The organism is Granulicatella seriolae (genome assembly GCF_024543085.1).
Lineage (GTDB): Bacteria > Bacillota > Bacilli > Lactobacillales > Aerococcaceae > Granulicatella > Granulicatella seriolae.
The window spans coordinates 237,599-253,601 of record NZ_JANHNZ010000001.1; the positions used below are offsets into that span (position 1 = coordinate 237,599).

15 protein-coding genes are annotated in these 16,003 nt (G+C 37.9%); 4 read left to right on the forward strand and 11 right to left on the reverse strand.

Annotation, left to right across the window (positions count from 1 at the left end; translation table 11 throughout):
• Window positions 1-108 precede the first annotated feature (108 nt).
• Together NPA36_RS01035 and NPA36_RS01040 are read left to right on the forward strand one after the other, a co-directional pair.
• Window positions 109-582, forward strand: a complete 474-nt coding sequence (locus NPA36_RS01035; RefSeq protein WP_256944258.1) for a hypothetical protein — start codon at window positions 109-111, stop codon at window positions 580-582.
• A gap of 32 nt (window positions 583-614) precedes the next feature.
• Complete coding sequence (locus NPA36_RS01040; protein ID WP_256944259.1) at window positions 615-1,649, forward strand: branched-chain amino acid aminotransferase; 1,035 nt, start codon at window positions 615-617, stop codon at window positions 1,647-1,649.
• Between the two features lie 177 nt (window positions 1,650-1,826).
• On the opposite strand, the gene NPA36_RS01045 is transcribed toward NPA36_RS01040, so the two are convergent.
• The 6 genes from NPA36_RS01045 to NPA36_RS01070 all read right to left on the reverse strand — a co-directional run bounded on the left by NPA36_RS01045 (window position 1,827) and on the right by NPA36_RS01070 (window position 7,787).
• Window positions 1,827-2,549 (reverse strand): histidine phosphatase family protein, encoded by a 723-nt coding sequence (locus NPA36_RS01045; RefSeq protein WP_256944260.1) that lies wholly within the window; start codon window positions 2,547-2,549, stop codon window positions 1,827-1,829.
• 473 nt (window positions 2,550-3,022) lie between these two features.
• Entirely contained in the window at window positions 3,023-3,484 is a 462-nt protein-coding gene (gene smpB / locus NPA36_RS01050) for an SsrA-binding protein SmpB (RefSeq protein ID WP_256944261.1), read from the reverse strand.
• A gap of 49 nt (window positions 3,485-3,533) precedes the next feature.
• Window positions 3,534-5,927 carry a ribonuclease R gene (rnr, locus tag NPA36_RS01055; RefSeq protein ID WP_256944262.1) on the reverse strand — a complete coding sequence of 798 codons (2,394 nt, stop codon included), beginning with the start codon at window positions 5,925-5,927 and terminating at the stop codon, window positions 3,534-3,536.
• Between the two features lie 42 nt (window positions 5,928-5,969).
• On the reverse strand, window positions 5,970-6,722 hold the full coding sequence (locus NPA36_RS01060; protein ID WP_256944264.1) for an alpha/beta hydrolase: 753 nt from the start codon (window positions 6,720-6,722) through the stop codon (window positions 5,970-5,972).
• 103 nt (window positions 6,723-6,825) lie between these two features.
• Window positions 6,826-7,059, reverse strand: a complete 234-nt coding sequence (secG, locus tag NPA36_RS01065; RefSeq protein ID WP_256944265.1) for a preprotein translocase subunit SecG — start codon at window positions 7,057-7,059, stop codon at window positions 6,826-6,828.
• A gap of 116 nt (window positions 7,060-7,175) precedes the next feature.
• Complete coding sequence (locus tag NPA36_RS01070) at window positions 7,176-7,787, reverse strand: 50S ribosomal protein L25 (RefSeq protein WP_256944266.1); 612 nt, start codon at window positions 7,785-7,787, stop codon at window positions 7,176-7,178.
• Between the two features lie 186 nt (window positions 7,788-7,973).
• On the opposite strand from NPA36_RS01070, the gene NPA36_RS01075 reads away from it, so the two are divergent.
• Window positions 7,974-8,741, forward strand: coding sequence for a Cof-type HAD-IIB family hydrolase (locus NPA36_RS01075; RefSeq protein ID WP_256944267.1), 768 nt, complete (start codon window positions 7,974-7,976; stop codon window positions 8,739-8,741).
• Window positions 8,742-8,923: 182 nt separating this feature from the next.
• On the opposite strand, the gene NPA36_RS01080 is transcribed toward NPA36_RS01075, so the two are convergent.
• The gene (locus tag NPA36_RS01080) at window positions 8,924-9,235 is read right to left on the reverse strand and encodes a DUF2500 domain-containing protein (protein ID WP_256944268.1); all 312 of its coding nucleotides are present in this window, start codon (window positions 9,233-9,235) and stop codon (window positions 8,924-8,926) included.
• 390 nt (window positions 9,236-9,625) lie between these two features.
• Here NPA36_RS01080 and NPA36_RS01085 point away from each other — a divergent pair, with 390 nt between their 5' ends.
• Window positions 9,626-10,765: a hypothetical protein gene (locus tag NPA36_RS01085; RefSeq protein WP_256944269.1), complete on the forward strand. Its 1,140-nt coding sequence runs from the start codon at window positions 9,626-9,628 to the stop codon at window positions 10,763-10,765.
• Between the two features lie 151 nt (window positions 10,766-10,916).
• On the opposite strand, the gene eno is transcribed toward NPA36_RS01085, so the two are convergent.
• The 4 genes from eno to NPA36_RS01105 form a co-directional block, all read right to left on the reverse strand.
• Window positions 10,917-12,218, reverse strand: coding sequence for a phosphopyruvate hydratase (gene eno, locus NPA36_RS01090; RefSeq protein WP_256944270.1), 1,302 nt, complete (start codon window positions 12,216-12,218; stop codon window positions 10,917-10,919).
• A 103-nt stretch (window positions 12,219-12,321) separates the two neighbouring features.
• Window positions 12,322-13,851 (reverse strand): 2,3-bisphosphoglycerate-independent phosphoglycerate mutase, encoded by a 1,530-nt coding sequence (gpmI, locus tag NPA36_RS01095; RefSeq protein WP_256944271.1) that lies wholly within the window; start codon window positions 13,849-13,851, stop codon window positions 12,322-12,324.
• Window positions 13,851-14,606, reverse strand: a complete 756-nt coding sequence (tpiA, locus tag NPA36_RS01100) for a triose-phosphate isomerase (protein WP_256944272.1) — start codon at window positions 14,604-14,606, stop codon at window positions 13,851-13,853. The genes gpmI and tpiA overlap by 1 nt, the downstream gene beginning before the upstream one ends.
• A 76-nt stretch (window positions 14,607-14,682) precedes the next feature.
• Window positions 14,683-15,873 (reverse strand): phosphoglycerate kinase, encoded by a 1,191-nt coding sequence (locus tag NPA36_RS01105; RefSeq protein WP_256944273.1) that lies wholly within the window; start codon window positions 15,871-15,873, stop codon window positions 14,683-14,685.
• Window positions 15,874-16,003 lie beyond the last annotated feature (130 nt).

The following is a 16,003-nucleotide window of genomic DNA, read 5'->3' on the forward strand; positions in this document are numbered from 1 at the left end:
TTTATTATGTCAGAGATTTAGACTTTTTTAAAATTACCTTACAGACCTTTACTTTTTGTTTGGTGATGTTATCATGAAGGTTGAATAAAAAAAGGAGTTGTTTACCAAATGAAAAAAAATATAACTATACTGTTAACACTTACTGCTTCTTCCCTACTCCTTGCTTCTTGTGGTGAGCAACCAACTGAAACCATAGAATCTTCTGATACTGTTACTATTTCTACGAATTCTGAAGCACCAGCTTCATCTGCAACCATAGATTCCTCGTCTACTCAAAAGCCTAACGAGTCAGCAAAAAGTGATTCCGCAGCCAACTCTACTAGTAAATCAACAGCTAGTACAGAACAAAATGCTCTAGGCAAAGAAGCCATGCGTAAAATAGAAAAAGCCAAGAATGTTGCTTTTGATGATTCTTATCTTATGATTATTCAAGAACAAACAGACGACATGATAGTCATTAACATCCGCAAAGAAAATGATTCCGTAACTACTAACTATGGCATTTTCCGTTATACAAAATCAAAGAATACCATTGAAGAAATTGATGAAACCACTGGAGAATATAAAGTTCTTCCAGAATAGATTCTACGAAAATAACTAACGAGGTGCAATGAATGGAAAAACAAGTTGAATTAGATTGGGAAAATCTGGGATTTACATACATCAAAACAGATTTACGTTTTATCTCATACTACAAAGATGGGCAATGGGACGAAGGAGAATTAACAACCGATAACAAAGTGCGAATCAGTGAAGGGTCAACGGCCCTCCATTACGGACAGCAATGTTTTGAAGGCTTAAAAGCCTACCGCTGCAAGGACGGCTCTATCAACCTTTTTCGTCCTGACCAGAATGCTGCTAGAATGGCAAGGTCTTGCAGACGTCTACTTATGCCAGAATTCCCTGCTGAACGATTTATTGAAGCTGTCAAACAAGTCGTTATTGCCAACCAACACTGGATTCCTCCATATGGAACAGGTGGCAGTCTGTATTTACGCCCCTATATGATTGGAGTTGGCGACAATGTTGGTGTGAAACCCGCAGAAGAGTATATCTTCTCTATCTTTGCAACACCTGTTGGGGCTTATTTCAAAGGTGGGCTTTCTCCTGCTAATTTTATCGTTACAGACTATGACCGAGCAGCGCCATCAGGTACAGGTGCTGCAAAAGTAGGTGGCAACTATGCCGGTAGCTTACTTGCAAATAAGGAAGCTAAAGCTAGAAATTTTAGTGATGCCATATACTTAGACCCAGCTACTCATACTAAGATCGAAGAAGTCGGTGCTGCAAACTTTTTTGCCATCACTGCCAATAATCAATTCATCACTCCTCTTTCCCCATCGATATTACCAAGTATTACCAAATACTCACTGTTGTGGTTAGCTGAACATCGTTTAGGAATGACTGTTTCCGAAGGCGATATCTTTATCGATCGCTTAGATGATTTTGTTGAGGCTGGTGCCTGTGGTACAGCAGCAGTGATTACTCCAATTGGTGGTATTCAATATGGAGACCAGTTCCATGTCTTTTATTCTGAAACCGAAGTTGGACCTGTCACCAAACGTTTGTATGACGAACTGGTTGGTATACAATACAGCGATGTAGAAGCACCAGAAGGCTGGATTGAAAAAATTATTGTAGACGACTAACTTTCACTTGTATACGAAAAATGACCATTTAGCATTGTTTCAAAAAACAATGCTAAATGGTCATTTTTTATAATGTACGGTCAAATCAGGTCCAAAGTTCTTAGTTTCTGTTGCTTGCACTTGGCTTATTGGTGGCACTAGGTTTATAACTCACATTTGTTTTCCTTTTTTGCATTTTTATTTAAACATTTCTTGTGGAATCAAATCAAATTCACGTTCAACAGCCTTTTTACGGTGTGCAAAATGATTAGTTTGGTTGAGAGCTTTTAGATGATATGCACCATTTGAATACTCTACGATATTCAATGAAGAATTATGGATTGGTTCAGACAATTGAAAATCTGGGATAAGTTCGTGCAACATATTACGGATGGTCATACCGTGACTGACAACTAGAATATTTTGATTTGTATCACGGTGGCGTTGAATTAACTTCAACAAGCCCTGTTCAACACGTAGCCAAAACTCCATAAAGTTCTCACCTAAATGATCTGGGTCCAACTCTTTTAGAGCATTAAGTTCATCTTGTATATTACGACCGCCAACCTCATCAAATGACCGTTGGAGGGTTTTATATAATTCATTCCAAACTTGCACAGAATCTTGCCCTTCTAAACTGCCAAAGAAAACCTCACGAAATTCTGGCATCATCTGAATCGTTAAATTATCTTTTGATGGATGGTCTCTAAAGAAAAGTTGTGCCGTTTCAACGGTTCTACGTAAATCACTTGTATAGACTGCGTCGAACTGAACATCTCGCATGCCTAAACCACTACGAATAGCGTCTAAACGTCCTTCCTTTGTTAATGGCATATCTGACCAACCTTGCATTCTTGCATAACGGTTAAAATAAGTTTCTCCGTGTCGCATAAAATAAAGTGTTACTCCATTTTTACCCATCTTTTATCCTCCTTAAGACCCTGTTAAAATGAATATTCTATCAGGCTTCTTATTGGTTATATTTACTTCTCTATTGTACCGAATTTTTCCACTTCTGTCATGTATGGTGACGATAAATCAAGTTTTGCTTTTAGAATAAAAAGATTAGTCTTGAACACAAAATCTTACCAGGGGCTGGGCAAAAAGTCTGTAATAAAATAAAAAAATTTCTAAATCATAAAATAGTTCCCCAGAAATCTATCAGAAATGGAAACGGTGGCACCGCCGTGAGCCTTAGTCTCACTGACTTAGCTGTCTACGTGGCTGTAAATCGGCACAAGCCAACATCCACTGTGCGTCAGCTATGCTATACACCGTTCTGTACGGGTAGATTTCTGGGGAACTATTTTATTTGGTTATCATTTAGACTTTTTACCCAGCCTCAACAATCACTGTGAGTCAGCTTGCTTCATCCTCATAAGCTAAAAACCTTATTAGCGAATTTTTAAAGCTCGGTCCATTTCTCGTTTCATATCTTTTTGCTTTAGGGCTTCCCGCTTGTCATAATTCTTCTTCCCTTTAGCAATCCCAATCAACAGTTTTGCCACGCCATTTTTAATGTAAACCTTTAACGGCACAATGGTATTTCCTGATTGCTTTACTTCCTCGGAAAGACGTTTAATTTGACTCTTGTGGAGCAAAAGCTTTCTAGTACGTAAGGGGTCATGGTTAAAGAGCGTTCCCTGTTCAAATGGACTAATGTGTACATTGACTAGGAAAACTTCTCCATTGCGAATACTACAATAACCATCCTTAAGATTGATTCTTGCATTTCGAACAGATTTTATCTCTGTACCAGTCAAAACCATTCCCGCCTCAATTGTATCAAGAATAGTATAATCATGACTAGCTTTTCGATTTTGTGCTAATACTTTATCAGTTTGACCTTTTGGCATAGTACCTCCTCATGCTTAACAGTGGCATAGGCTTATATCAAAGTGCCACTTATTTTTGTCGAATGGTAAAGGAGCGTTTGGCTTTTTTATTCTTTTTGCCATTTTTGCTGCTTGGTCCATTCTTTTTACCTTTGTTCTTTTCTTTTGAAATTTGTCCAGATTGCTTTTTGCCAGATTTAGCTCTAGCAGTTTTTGACGAGTTTGAATTTTGGTTCATTTTCTTATCATTGAAGACTTGTTGTCTTGCTGTTTCTAACTGGCTATCTTCTTCTAAGATAAAATCAATCTGTCTGCTATCACTATCTACTTTTACTAGCTTCACTTTAACCTTGTCCCCGATACGGAAGGTTCTTCCAGTACGTTCACCAATTAAGAGTAAATGGCTTTCAACAAAGTTATAATAATCTGAATTCATATGTGAAATATGGATTAAACCTTCAACTGTATTTGGCAACTCTACAAAGATACCAAATTTAGTAACAGAACTAATGACTGCTTCAAAGCTTTGTCCAATCTTATCCTGCATAAATTCTGCTTTCTTCAAGGCATCCGTTTCTCTTTCAGCAGTGACAGCTTTTCGTTCCATCTTAGAGGATTGGTCTGCAATTTCTTGCAAACGTGCTTCAAGCCCATTTATCTGCTCCTGAGAAAGGTTTTTGCCATGCTTAAAGTAGTAACGCATCATACGATGAACAATTAAGTCAGGGTAACGTCTGATTGGAGAAGTAAAATGCGTATAGTCCCTGGAAGCTAATCCGAAATGTCCACTAGGTTCAATATCATACTTAGCCTGTTTCATGGAACGAAGCATCATCGTCGAAACAACTGCTTCATACGCTTCCCCTTTAATTTGTTCTAAAGCTTTTTGAAGTTTTTTGGGACTAATACTATCCGAACTTCCCTTAATAGAAATACCAAAAGCTGTAATAAACTCTAAGAAGCGTTGCATTTTGTCCTCATTGGGCTGCTCATGAATCCGATAAATAAATGGTACATGCAAATTATCATGGTGTTTGGCTACTGTTTCATTAGCTGACAACATGAAGGATTCGATCAATCGTTCTGAAACGCCACGTTCTCTCACTTGGATATCAATAGGGTGCCCTTTGTCATCGACAATAATCTTGGCTTCATGGGTATCAAAATCAATGGCCCCACGTTCCTTACGACGACGTTCCAAAATATGATGAAGGTCTTTCATATCCTCTAACATAGGAACAATTTCATGGTACTTATCTCTTAAAGCCTTATCCCCGTCATAAATGGCATTCACATCCGTATAAGTCATCCGATAATCCGATTCAATAACCGATGGGAACAAGTGATAAGAATAGACAGTTCCACTTTGGTCAATTTCCATTTGACAGGTCATGGTTAGACGGTCTTCATTAGGATGAAGAGAACAGATGCCATTGGATAATCGTTGCGGTAACATTGGAACAACTCGGTCGGTCACATAGACACTGGTGCCTCGTTCAAAGGCCTCTTGGTCCATGGCACTATTTTCCTGTACATAATGAGATACATCGGCAATATGAACCCCCAACAGGTAAGTTTCATCTGGTCGTTTGGTTAGGGAAATGGCATCATCTAAGTCTTTGGCATCAGCGCCATCAATAGTAATCGTCAAGTCTTTTCTGAAGTCTTGTCTTCCTTCTAAATCTTGAGCACTGATTGTATCCGGTGTGCGTTTGGCTTCTTCTAGAACGGCCTCAGGAAACTCAGTTGGGATTCCTAATTGGTAAAGAATGGTTAGGATATCCATCCCCACTTCATCTTTATAACCAATTTCTTTGGTGATAACACCTTTCATCACCGGCTTGCCACCCAGGTCCGGATAGCTTGTAATCTCAACAATTACAACCGTTCCATCTACAGGAAAGAGTCCACCGGCTTCAATAACACACTCATATTGAGCTAACTTATTATCAGTTAGGGCTACCGTTCCGTAATCTGCTCTTTCATTAATGTCTTTACTAGAATATCTAGTAAAGATACCCACAATTTGTGTTGTTTTTCGTTCAATAATTTCCACTACTTGAGCTTCTTCACCGCGGTCTGAGTAGGAGTTGGCTTTTTTGGTAATCTTAATGACTACTAGGTCTCCCTCCATTGCAGTAGCAGTACTTCCTTTAGGTATAAAAATATCTGGCTGACTTGGGTCAACCGTTACAAAACCAAACCCTCTTTCATTGGCACGAAAGATTCCTTGCAGCTTTCCTTTATTGTTTTTTAGGCCAAAACGTCCATATTTGTTTAACACAAGAAAATTAGCTTCTTCTAAAGCTGCTAATATTTTTACTAAAGATTTAAAACTGGTAGAGTCGTCTGCTTGAAAAATTTGGCTAAGCTCTTTCACCAAGAAACTTTCTTGTGGATGCTCTTGAAAATAATCTTTGACAGATTGCTCCAGCATAGAATATTGGTCTTTTATTTCTGACATGTTATCACTTCCTTTGTCTTTCATTTTCTATTTTCTAAGTTTTTATTGTTGGGTCACTTTTTCTATAAATTTTTTGACACTTTCTTGAAATGCCAAACGGTCTTTACCGACACTGATCACGTGAGGGCTGTCTTCAAACCAGTGGAAATCCACTTGACTTTGAGTCAAGGAGTCGCGAAATGTTACAGAAGCCATTGGGTCAACGAAGGTATCCTTACCACCTTGGGCAATATAGTATGGGACATCAATCTTTTCTACCTTTTGAGCCGTATCTTTGGTTAAGTCTTCTAAAGCTTTTAGATTGCTTTTAGCAGACTTCTCAATCTTGACTAATTTATCTGCAATTTCTTCTTGACTGAAGCCTTGTAATTGGTAGGATTTTTCAGCATAAGCCAAAAAGTTCTTGTATAGGGTTTGGGACAGAGTAGTTTCAAGAGTTACTGGTGAACAAAAACTACCGGCAGCCAAAACATCATACTCTTCAGCCGCACGTGCCGCCATCATACCACCCATGGATAATCCCATAACGATAATCTTTTTATAGCCCTTATCTTGTAAATACTGGATAGCCTCTTGAGTATCTAGCCACCAATCCTCAGCAGAGTAAGCTAAGATGTCCTCTACGTTGACAGTTCCATGGCCGCGGTAAATGGGTAGATAGACCGTATAGCCTTGGCGAGATAAGTCTTGTGCTAAGAGTCTAAGGTCATTTGATGAACCGGTATAGGCATGCAGTAAAAGAATGGCAATATCGTTTCCTGCTATAAATATTTCTTGTGGCGCTTTAATAGACATAGAATTACTCTCTTTCTCTAATAGTATAGACTATTGGTCTTTAGATAAACTATGCAAAAAAGCACAATGGTCTGGAATACCAAACGCACTGTGCTTTTATCGGCTAGTTAGATGACAAGAAGACTAATAAGCTCGCTAGGATTAAAAATGCAGCTCCTAAAACGACGGTTACACGAATTAAAAATGCTTCAAAGCCTCTTGCTTTTTGCTTTCCAAAAAGTTGTTCAGCACCACCAGTTAAAGAACTAGCAGCATTTGTCTTTGATGGTTGCATTGCTACAATAATAATCAGTAAAACACTGACAATAAGCATACTGGTTAATACAATATTGTACAAGGACTATTCCTCCTTAGTGATTGATTCCTAAGAAAGAGTGTACCATAAAAATAAGGGTAAATCTATAGCCAAAGCCCTCTTTATCAGATAGAAGTCAAGTATTACTGGCTATAGCCTTATTCTTCTTCACCAACGACCTGAACTTCTTCAACAAGCTCTTCTTGACCAGCAGAAGATTCTAATTCTTTATCACTTCTAAATGGAGATACCCCAGCAATAGAAGCCCCTGCTTCTGTTGTATAGGTCACACCATCAATTTTTGGCAACTCTTCCACCGTAATGGTTTCACCAACAGTTAGTTTAGAGGTGTCAACCGTAATTTCACTTGGGATAGCATCTGGTTTAGCTTCTACCGTTATAGTTAATAAATGTTGGTCAAGCACCCCGTCACTACGTTTATCGCCATCCTGTAATACAATTGGTACTTCAACCGTTAGGGTATCTGAGGCATTTACAGCATGTAAGCTGACACTATATACTTCATTTTTCAATGCAGCACGTTGGATTTCAGCAAGAATAACTTTATGTGTTTTGCCATTTAGGCTAACATCAAATACTGCATTTTCTCCCTTGCTACGAATAACTTCTTCTAACTCTTTGCGATTAATAGAAACAGAAACGGCATCGATATCTGAGCCAAATAAAGTTGCAGGTACCAGTTGTTCTCTTCTAACTTTTCTTGCCGCACTTGTTCCGACATGTTCTCTCTTTTCGATCTTTGTAGACATTTTTGTTTCCTCCTCATATTGACTAATAAAAAATCTTATACATTAACCATACCGAATTAATCCTCATAATTAAAGGAATAAGGTCTGAAAATCAGTCAATGATCGAAATAGTGTTCTTTCATGACTATTTTCGGTATACTAGTAGTAATGTACTATAATATTACCCGTATTGAGAGGAAGGTATTGATGAAAGGACTTGTATTCTTTGACCTAGATGGAACTTTGTTAAACGGTCAATCAGCCATAAGCGAAAATGTGGCTCAAGCAGTCAGACAACTGAAAGCCAATGGTTTTGAACCAGTTATCGCTTCAGGTAGAACACATGTAGAAATAATTGATATTATGAAGGAAGCTGATATCGAATCAGCCATTCTAATGAATGGTCAATTCGTACTGTTTAAGGGACAACCATTGATTGCCAAAGAAATAAGTAAGAGCTTAATAGCTGACCTATCTAACCACGCAAAAAAACTCAATCATGGGCTAGCCCTATACAATGATAAGGCAATAAAAATAGTGGTTCCTTCTGACTTAGCTGTAAAAACTTACGACCACATCAGTTCACCTGTCCCAGAAACCAGTAAAGATTTCCATCATCATAATCCAGTATATATGGGCTTAATCATATCCGAATCCGGCCAAGATGAAAGCTATACACAGACATTCCCTCAATTGCGTTTTGTGCGTAACGCTCCTTATTCCATCGATGTTATTCATGCAGGCGTCTCTAAAGCCCTTGGTATCCAAGAACTACTGACAGCTTTAGAACAAGAAGATATTGAAACCTACGCTTTCGGTGATGGATTAAATGACCTCGAAATGTTTCAAGTCGTCGATCACCCAATAGCCATGGGAAATGCCATCCCACAACTAAAAGAGATTGCCGAATACATTACTGGCGACCATAAAGCTGATGGGATTGTTAGTGGCTTGAAGCACTATGATTTGATTTAAAGAATGCTTGGTTAACAAAAGCTCCTAACAAATAACTCAATTCCAAGGCATAAAAGAGTCTCCAGATACGAATTAGAAGTAACGGTGTAAAAATTGCTACCGCTTTGACTTCTAATTCGTACCTGGAGACTCTTTAATAGATTTAAAAATCGTTCTACCAAATAACAATTCTTGCCTATTTTCTAAATCTGAAAATCATTCATTCGTTTTCTTTGAAAGATTAAGACTCCCTCATCCCCAACAATATATTTTACATATTGTCGATGATTGACGATAAATGTTCTTCTTTCTTTATTTTCAAGCTCAAAAGTTAACATAAATCTAGTATACATACCATCTCTATTTCCGCTTGTTTGCGAGGTTTTATCAATTAAAACAGCCTTAACACTCTCTTTTTCAGCCATAGAATTGAGTAATATATCTCCAAGTTTGAAAATCAATACTCCAGCGAAAATAAATAATATTACATAGATACCTATGTGCATTGTTGTCATAGCATTCCCTCCATATCATTAATAGTATAAGAATCAATCTCAACTTGATAGCACTATCTCTAGTTTCATTATACCATCCTTGTCTTGCTTCGTCATACGGAGAATTAGCATAGGCCTTAATGAATAGGAATATAAAAAACTTCGCCTAGCCTTTAAAAGAGCTATCAAGTATTTTCACTGAAAGAATTTTGTAAGTGGAATCAGAAAAGAGCTAGCGTGTCGTTACTATTTATTTTTTACTCAACAAATAGTATACTTCAATCAATGATCAGATAACTTACTATTCTTGCTTATGAGCAAACTTAGTATAAAATTAGAACATTCAACAACCTTACACAAAGTAATTGACCTATTTAGTTTGATGATAATAATTGGGAGGATTGACTATTTATGAAAAAGATTAGAATATTGACCCTATCACTACCCATAATTTTATTAGTAGCCTGCAATAACATCACTAAAGAAGAAAGCTCATCAACCAGTATAGTATCATCAAATAATGAAGTTTCTTCTAGTAAGACTGCCGATAGTGCCAAAAAATTAGGCGTTACAATATCAGATGTTGTCAAACAAGATTTTGAAAAGTTCCAAAAAGTTGACCTCTTCAAAAATAATAAATTTTCAAAAATTGAGTATGCACAAAGCGAATATGGAACAATGGGTCTGTATGCTTATTATAATAACTCTGACTATCCTAGTGCTATTGTCTTAAGAGGTAGTGTTAACAACGATACCGTAAAAAGTCAATTTGATAATATGGCACAATCAATAAATAAAACATATTTTTCTGATAAACCACTAGTATCTATAGAAATACCGACAGATATTGAAGGGGACAACGATCATTATCTCATGTTCGTTTTTGACAAGGAGTACACATTTTCTGACCTACCAATATACATGAGGGATATAGACCCTGATTCATTCCTAAGCAAGATGGACAATATTGAAACACTTAACAAGCTCTTAGAAAAAGCTCAATTTGCTGAAATACAAACTATTCTCAACCAACATAAAGATGATAAATCACTTGACCCAATTAGAGGATGCCTAGATATCATTCTGCCTCTTTTAACGGATACCACTACTGAAACAGATAGTTTAACCGGAAAAGTCACTATGTATTACAAAGATATTAGAACTGTTAACCAAAAGACACATTTTGCTACTTTCTATTCCCCTATCGGTTCTGTAAAAACTATAATCGGTTTTGTCAATGATAATTGGTTGTTTTGGGACAAAACATATATCAAGGTTGATGAGAACGAACCTTTAAGTGAATCAACACCACAACCTAAACGTGATATAAATGACGATGGAACAATTACAGAAAGTAGTGAATTTGTTGCCAATAGAAGAATTCTTGAACAACTGAAAGAAAATAGTAAGGTCACCGTACGTTTTGAAGGTCTTGAGGGAATTCTTGACTATGACTTGTCTAACGATGAAGTACAAGCTTATAAAATATTCAAGACGATTTCAGATAATGCTATAGACATATCCAATTACCTTTTTATAAGAGCAAACTAAGATGCCCTGACTTATAGTTCTTTCACTGTTTTGATTTTCTGGCAAACCTATTGGGAGTCCCTTTTCGTAGTATAGACAGCCACTTTTTTTGTATACAAAAAGCCCTTCTCATGTCGGTAAACCGACACGAGAAGGGCTCTTCATTTAGAAATTATTTATTTTTTAGGTTGTAGAAAGCTTTTAATCCTTGGTATTCAGCTAATTCACCTAATTGGTCTTCAATACGTAACAATTGGTTGTATTTAGCAATACGGTCAGTACGGCTTAATGAACCTGTCTTGATTTGGCCAGCGTTTGTTGCAACTGCGATATCAGCAATTGTTGAATCTTCAGTTTCACCAGAACGGTGAGAAACTACTGCAGTGTAACCAGCTTTTTGAGCCATTTCAATCGCATTGAATGTTTCTGTCAAAGTACCGATTTGGTTAACTTTGATAAGGATTGAGTTACCGATGTTTTGATCGATACCACGAGATAAGATTTCAGTATTTGTAACGAACAAGTCGTCACCTACTAATTGAACTTTTGAACCTAAACGTTCAGTCAATAGTTTCCATCCATCCCAATCGTTTTCGTCCATACCGTCTTCGATAGAAAGGATTGGGTATTTGTTTACTAATTCTTCTAAGAAGTCTACTTGTTCAGCAGAAGTACGTTTTGCTCCACCTTCTCCTTCGAATTTAGCATAGTTGTATACGCCGTCTTCGTAGAATTCAGATGCTGCACAGTCAAATCCTAGGTATACATCTTTACCTGGTGTTAATCCAACAGCCTTGATTGCTTCTAAGATTGTTTCAACTGCATCTTCAGTACCTTCAAATGTAGGTGCAAAACCACCTTCATCCCCAACAGCTGTTACTAAGCCACGGCCTTTAAGGATTTTAGCTAATGCGTGGAAGATTTCTGCTCCCCAACGTAATGCTTCTTTAAATGTTGGAGCTCCAACTGGTAAGATCATGAATTCTTGGAATGCAATAGGAGCATCTGAGTGAGATCCACCATTAACGATGTTCATCATTGGTGTTGGCAATACTTTTGTATTGAATCCACCTAAATAGTGATATAGAGGTTGTTCTAGGTAGTCAGCAGCTGCACGTGCTACAGCGATTGATACGCCTAAGATAGCATTAGCTCCTAATTTACCTTTGTTAGCAGTTCCATCTAAATCGATCATTAATTTATCGATTGCCATTTGTTCACGAACATCGTAACCGATAATTGCTTCAGCAATAATGTTATTTACGTTGTCAACAGCTTTAAGTACACCTTTACCTAAGTAACGGTCTTTGTCTCCATCGCGTAATTCTACTGCTTCGTATTCACCAGTAGAAGCTCCTGAAGGAACCATACCGCGTCCGAATGCACCGCTTTCTGTGTAAACTTCAACTTCAATTGTTGGGTTACCACGTGAATCTAGTACTTCTCTTGCAAAAACATCTGTAATAAATGGCATGATTTATTAACTCCCTTTTCATTATTTTTACTTGCATCTTTATTTTATTAAAAATAGGCCAAACTTTCAAACATTTCTATAAAAGAAAGCCTTTTCTAATCAATTATTTAGCGATTAGTGACTCGCCTGTCATTTCTTCTGGTTTTTCTACTCCAAGTAGGTCTAACATGGTTGGAGCAATATCTGCTAAACGCCCACCTTCACGCAATGTTACACCAGCTTTTGTAACGATAACTGGTACCGGAACGGTTGTATGAGCTGTATGCGGTGTACCTTCTGGCGTGATCATAGTTTCTGAATTACCATGGTCAGCAAAGATAATCGCTGTTCCACCTCGTTCAATGATGGCATCCACTACTTTACCAAGGTTTTCATCTACTGCTTCAATGGCCTTAATCGTTGGCTCTAGCATACCTGAGTGACCAACCATATCTGGGTTAGCAAAGTTTAATAGGATAGCATCGTTTTCATTGTTAACGATACTGTTGTATAGAGCATCTCCTACTTCATAAGCACTCATCTCTGGTTTAAGGTCATAGGTTGCAACTTTTGGTGAAGGAATTAGAATTCGGTTTTCACCTGGGAATTCTTCATTACGCCCACCATTCATAAAGAAGGTTACGTGCGGGTATTTTTCTGTTTCTGCAATACGCAATTGTTTCAATCCATGTTTAGACAAAACTTCACCTACAACATTGGTCATAGGAATTGGAGCAAATGCGACTTCTGCATCAATAGATGGGTTGTAAAGTGTCATGGTAATGAACTTGACATTTTCAGCACGTTGTCCACGGTCAAAATGTGTCCATTCTTTATCTGTAAAGGCATTAGAAAGTTGAATGGCACGGTCAGGACGGAAGTTGAAGAAAATAATTGCGTCATTGTCTTCAATCTTAGCAACTGGTTTACCATTATTTACGATAACAGATGGAATAACAAATTCATCTGTCACGCCTTCAGCATAACTAGTTGCAACAACATCTTGTGCATGTTCAAATTGTGGTCCTTGTGAATGAGCGATAGCGTTATAAGCTAACTCCACACGTTCCCAACGAGTATCTCGATCCATAGCGTAGTAACGACCTGATACTGTTGCAATTTGTCCAAGTCCAACTTCTTCTAACTTGTCTTCAAGTGTTTTAATATAACTTGGTCCAGCTTTAGGATCCACGTCACGTCCATCTAAGAAAGCATGGATGTATAATTTTTTGATCCCTTTTTCTTTAGCAGTTTCTACCAATGCCAAAACGTGATTGATATGGCTATGAACACCACCATCAGATAGAAGTCCAAATAAGTGAAGAGCTGAATCATTTTCTAGAACGTGATTGTAAGCATTGTTTAAAGCAGCATTTGTAGCAAATTCGCCTTCTTCAATAGCTTTATCAATACGAGTCAGACTTTGATAAACAATACGTCCAGCACCAATATTGGTGTGTCCAACTTCTGAGTTTCCCATTTGCCCTGCTGGTAAACCAACATCTAAGCCGGCTGCCTTTAAGGTTGTATGAGGGTAATGGTTATAGTAACGATCAAAATTTGGTTTGTTTGCTTGAGCAACAGCATTCCCTTCCACTTCTGGTCTCCAACCAAAACCGTCAAGGATGATAATTGCTACAGGTGATTTTGTCATTATTTTACTGCCTCCAATAATGCTAAGAATGAATCAGCTTGTAAGCTTGCGCCACCAACTAATGCACCATCAACGTCTGGGCACGCCATATATTCAGCGATGTTTTCTGGTTTAACAGAACCACCATATTGAATCCGTACAGCATCAGCAACGTCTTGACCGAAGTCTTTTGCGACAACTTGACGTACAGTTGAGCACATATGTTGTGCATCATCTTTAGTAGCTGACTTACCAGTTCCGATAGCCCAGATTGGTTCATACGCAATGACAAGTGATTTCACTTGATCATCACTTAAGCCTTCTAGTGCAGCAGAAATTTGAGCACCTACGAATTCGCCGGCTTTACCTGCTTCATAAGTTTCTAGCGTTTCACCACAACATACAATTGGTGTCATACCATTACGGATAACGGCATGTGCTTTTTTGTTAATGTCTTGGTCAGTTTCGCCAAAGTATTCACGACGTTCTGAATGTCCAATAATCACATAGTCAATTCCTAGAGCAGCTAGAGCTTTTGGACTGATTTCACCAGTGAAGGCACCTTCATCTTCAAAATAAGCATTTTGTGCCGCTAGTTTAACTGCTGATCCTTCAAGTCCTTTTTTCATACCTTCTAAGAAAAGTGCTGGTGCTCCAATTACTGTGTCAACAACATCACTTGATGGTACCTTATCCTTTACTGCTTCAACAAATTCACGTGCTTCTACATTTGTTTTGTTCATTTTCCAGTTTCCTGCAATGATCGGTTTACGCATATTGCCATTCCTCCTTGATTAATTTCTTATTCTTTAAATAGACTCAATCAAAGGGTGAAAAATCACCCTTCATGTCTTATTTATCAGAGATTGATGCTACACCAGGAAGTTCTTTTCCTTCTAGGTATTCTAAAGATGCTCCACCACCAGTAGAGATGTGAGTAAATTTGTCAGCAAAGCCTAAAGAAATAGCCGCTGCTGCTGAATCTCCCCCACCAATAATGGTTGTAGCTCCTTCAAGGTTTGCAATGGCTTCACAGATACCGATAGTACCTTTAGCAAAGTTAGGCATTTCGAATACACCCATTGGTCCATTCCAAACAACTGTCTTAGCGCCTTGTAATAGAGAAGCAAACAATTCGACTGTTGCAGGTCCAATGTCTAATCCCTCTTGATCAGCTGGGATTGCATCTGAAGAAACAATAGTGATTGGTGCATCATTGTCAAAATCTGGAGCAACTTTTGTATCGATTGGCAATACTAATTTGTCACCAGCTTTTTCTAACAAACCTTTTGCTAATTCTACACGATCAGCTTCTAGAAGTGATTTACCGATTTCTTTGCCTTGTGCTTTGTAAAAAGTATAGGCCATTCCACCACCAATAAGAACTTTATCAGCCTTATCAAGTAAGCTTTCGATAACACCAATTTTGTCAGAAACTTTAGCTCCACCCAAGATAGCGATAAATGGACGTTCTGGATTGTCAACAGCGCCACCGATGAACTTGATTTCTTTTTCCATCAAGAAGCCAGCTGCTGAATCTAGTTGGCTAGCAATCCCAACGTTTGAAGCATGCGCACGGTGAGCAGTACCAAATGCGTCATTCACGAATAGGTCACCTAGGCTTGCCCAGTATCTTCCTAATTCAGGGTCATTTTTAGATTCTTTCTTGCCATCTAAGTCTTCAAAACGAGTATTTTCAAATAACAATACTTGTCCATCTTCTAGATTAGCAATCGCATCTTCTAGTTCTTTTCCACGAGTAACTGGTACGAAAGTAACATCTTTCTTCAATAATTCTGATAAACGAGTAGCTACTGGTTTCAAGCTCAACTTAGCTTTATCCTCTTCTGATTTTACTTTACCTAAGTGAGAGAAAAGAATTACTTTCGCGTTATTTTCTAATAAGTACTCAATGGTTGGCAAAGCTTGAACGATACGGTTATCATCCGTAATCACTCCGTCTTTCAAAGGTACGTTAAAATCAACACGAACTAATACTTTCTTTCCACTTACATCTAAGTCGGTTACTACTTTTTTTGCCATTGGCTTTCCTCCTAAAATTAGTTTGGAGCGAGAAAAATCTCACATGTTAAAAAATAATCCAAAATAGAAAAACTTATGAAAAAAGAGCGCGGAAGCGAATGCCTCCGTCGCTCTTCCTTTCGACACGATT

Bases quoted from the DNA above. Each gene is read 5' to 3' on its own strand.
- NPA36_RS01040 (WP_256944259.1), top strand. From the start codon at position 615: ATGGAAAAACAAGTTGAATTAGATTGGGAAAATCTGGGATTTACATAC.
- NPA36_RS01070 (WP_256944266.1), bottom strand. From the start codon at position 7,787: ATGTCTACAAAGATCGAAAAGAGAGAACATGTCGGAACAAGTGCGGCA.
- NPA36_RS01085 (WP_256944269.1), top strand. From the start codon at position 9,626: ATGAAAAAGATTAGAATATTGACCCTATCACTACCCATAATTTTATTA.
- eno (WP_256944270.1), bottom strand. From the start codon at position 12,218: ATGCCATTTATTACAGATGTTTTTGCAAGAGAAGTACTAGATTCACGT.
- NPA36_RS01080 (WP_256944268.1), bottom strand. From the start codon at position 9,235: ATGACAACAATGCACATAGGTATCTATGTAATATTATTTATTTTCGCT.
- NPA36_RS01035 (WP_256944258.1), top strand. From the start codon at position 109: ATGAAAAAAAATATAACTATACTGTTAACACTTACTGCTTCTTCCCTA.
- smpB (WP_256944261.1), bottom strand. From the start codon at position 3,484: ATGCCAAAAGGTCAAACTGATAAAGTATTAGCACAAAATCGAAAAGCT.
- NPA36_RS01045 (WP_256944260.1), bottom strand. From the start codon at position 2,549: ATGGGTAAAAATGGAGTAACACTTTATTTTATGCGACACGGAGAAACT.
- tpiA (WP_256944272.1), bottom strand. From the start codon at position 14,606: ATGCGTAAACCGATCATTGCAGGAAACTGGAAAATGAACAAAACAAAT.
- NPA36_RS01075 (WP_256944267.1), top strand. From the start codon at position 7,974: ATGAAAGGACTTGTATTCTTTGACCTAGATGGAACTTTGTTAAACGGT.
- gpmI (WP_256944271.1), bottom strand. From the start codon at position 13,851: ATGACAAAATCACCTGTAGCAATTATCATCCTTGACGGTTTTGGTTGG.
- rnr (WP_256944262.1), bottom strand. From the start codon at position 5,927: ATGTCAGAAATAAAAGACCAATATTCTATGCTGGAGCAATCTGTCAAA.
- NPA36_RS01060 (WP_256944264.1), bottom strand. From the start codon at position 6,722: ATGTCTATTAAAGCGCCACAAGAAATATTTATAGCAGGAAACGATATT.
- NPA36_RS01105 (WP_256944273.1), bottom strand. From the start codon at position 15,873: ATGGCAAAAAAAGTAGTAACCGACTTAGATGTAAGTGGAAAGAAAGTA.